1 protein-coding gene is annotated in these 2732 nt (G+C 51.1%); it reads left to right on the top strand.

Annotation, left to right across the window (positions count from 1 at the left end):
* Window positions 1–2732: cadherin-like domain-containing protein (locus QUB35_RS37050; protein WP_333147779.1), on the top strand; the 2732-nt coding region annotated here is incomplete at both ends.

Consider the following 2732-nt stretch of genomic DNA (forward strand, 5'->3'; position numbering starts at 1 on the left):
TAGCGGCGGTGCGGGCAACGATACCGTGATCGGCGGCGACGGCAACGACAACTGTGCAGGCGACGACGGCGACGACAGCGTGATGGGCGGTGGCGGCGACGACAGCGTGATGGGCGGTGGCGGCAAGGATACCCTCGTTACTGGCGACGGTAATGACATGGCAGACGGCGGCGACGGCGACGACAGCGTTAGCGGCGGCGGCAACGGCGACGATACGCTGATGGGCGGCAACGGCAACGATACGCTGATGGGCGGTACTGGCAACCATACCTGTGTCGGCGGTGCTGGAGATGACGTTTATGTCGTGAGTAACAGTACCTCTGGGGCAAAAGCAGTCATCACTGACTACGCAGACGACAGCGACAAGTTTCTGCTGTTTGGCGACTTGAACTTTAGCAGCTTGACCTTTATACAAGTCGGTGCAAATACCGAAATTCGGGTCAATAACTTCGCCTTGGCGCTATTGTTGAATGTCAACGCAACGCTGATCACTGCTGGCGACTTTTTGGGAGTTAATCCTCAAACTCCAACTCCAACTCCAAGTCCAACTCCCACTCCGGTTCAAACTCCCCCTCCGATTTTTAACCCTCCGCGAGCGGAAGTTAATCAGCCCTTGACTGCTGGTTCCAGCGGCGGCGAGCAAACTATTACTCCTGAGTTGTTGCGGTTTGTCGATGACGAGCAAGGTCCTGGCGGCACAGTCTTCAAGCTAACCGAGCTGCCCGATGCTACAACCGGCCAACTATTGGTTAAGGGAGTCCCAGCACAAGTCGGTTCTACCTTCTCTCAAGCAGACATTAACGAAGGCTTGGTAAAATTCAAAGCGGCAGTAGGTTTTGTCGGTGCGCTTAGTTTTGCTTTTGAAGTTAGCAACGGCAAAAGATCTCTCATCAACCAGCGTTTTAGCTTGAATGTCGAGCAAAATCTCTTTAAGTTTGCTGGCACTACAGCACCTCAAGTTATTGTCGGTTCTCTGACGCTGGATAACGACATCGAAGGCAGCGATGGTGACGATGACATTACAGCCGGCACAGGCAAGGACAAAATCATCGGTGGCAAAGGCAAGGACAAAATTAAAGCAGGCGATGGCGATAACGATATCGACAGCGGCGATGACGATGACGAGATCGAAGTCGGCAAAGGCAACAACAAAATCATCGGCGGCAAAGGCAAGGACAAAATTAAAGCCGGCGATGGCGATAACGATATCGACAGTGGCGATGACGATGACTCGATCGAAGTCGGTAAAGGCAAAAACAAAATCAAAGCAGGCAAAGGCAAGGACAAAGTTAAAGCCGGCGATGACGATGACGAGATCGACGGCGGTGATGACGATGACTCGATCGACGGTGGCCTCGGCATAGACAAAATCATCGGCGGTAGTGGCAATGACACATTAACCGGAAATGAGGGCGATGACTCGATCGAAGGCGGTCTAGGAACCAATACTCTAATAGGGGGTAATGGAAAGGATCGCTTTGTTTACCGCACTTCCCGCCAAGAGATTCAAACAGTTGTAGAAGCTGACTTTATTACTGACTTTAATGTCGATGACGATGTTTTTGAGCTTTCTACTGGAGCTTTTGGTAATCTCATCGTTTCTAGCTTGACCCGACTGGATATTACGGCTACTACTGCTGTTGGGTCGATCGGCAGCGCTAATTTGCTCGACTTCACCACGGATATCACTGTTAACAGCATCGCGTCTTTGCAAGCGCGGTTTATAGCTTTGGGTGGCAACCGAGAAGCGCCTACTTTCTGTCAGTTTATAGATGCCGAGACCGGTCGTGCTGTACTGGTATTTGCTGTTGGGGCGCGCTTTGAAGTTCTCACGAGTTTCTCGGCAAGCATTCGCCTGCAAGTCAGTAACTTTGTCTTCAGCGGCACGTCACTAAATGTTCCTGTCGGTACTGCTGGCCCTGACAATGTGGATTTCGGCACTTATCCGGCTGCAGTTAATTTCGATGGTTTAGCAGGCGATGACAAGATTGTCGGCAGCAATTTTAACGATAACCTCAAGGGCGGCGACGGCAACGATACCATCACCGGCGGCCTCGGTTTGGATGTCATAAGCGGCGGCACTGGTGCGGATCTGTTTGTTTACAGGACAACTAAAGAAGGCGGCGATAAAATTTCCGACTTTACTGTTGGGGTAGACAAATTCGAGTTTAGCGCGAGCGCTTTCGGCAATTTGACTACGACTAACTTTGACGGTGTTAGCGGGGTTTCTCCTGACATTACTGGCAAAGAGTTAGTGATTTTCACAGGCGGAAGTTATGCCTCTTTGCAAGATGCACAAGCTAAAGCCCTGGGCAATTCTACAACTGCTGGTTTCTTCGCCTTTACTAATGCGTCGAACGAAACAGAGTTGTATTTTGACTCGAACGGTACGGTGGCCGGTGGTTCTACCTTGATAGCGAATCTGGGTACTGCTGCTAGCAATCTGGGAACGGCGGACTTTGTATTTACAGGTACGATCGCCTCTCCTGCTGGTACTACTACCAACTCAGGCAGCATTGTCGATTTAACTGCTGCTGGGAACACTTACCCAACCGACTTTAACAACTTCGGTTCTGGTGCAGGCGGTTACAACTTCACCACTCCTGTCTTGTTTACCGGAAATGCTGATGCTAACAGCGTCACTGGTACTGAGTTTGCTGACATCCTCAGCGGCGGCAGCGGTGCAGATATTCTGACTGGCGGTTCAGGTGCGGATCTGTTTGTTTACAAAG

The sequence above is a fragment of the Microcoleus sp. B13-B6 genome, assembly GCF_036705405.1.
Lineage (GTDB): Bacteria > Cyanobacteriota > Cyanobacteriia > Cyanobacteriales > Microcoleaceae > Microcoleus.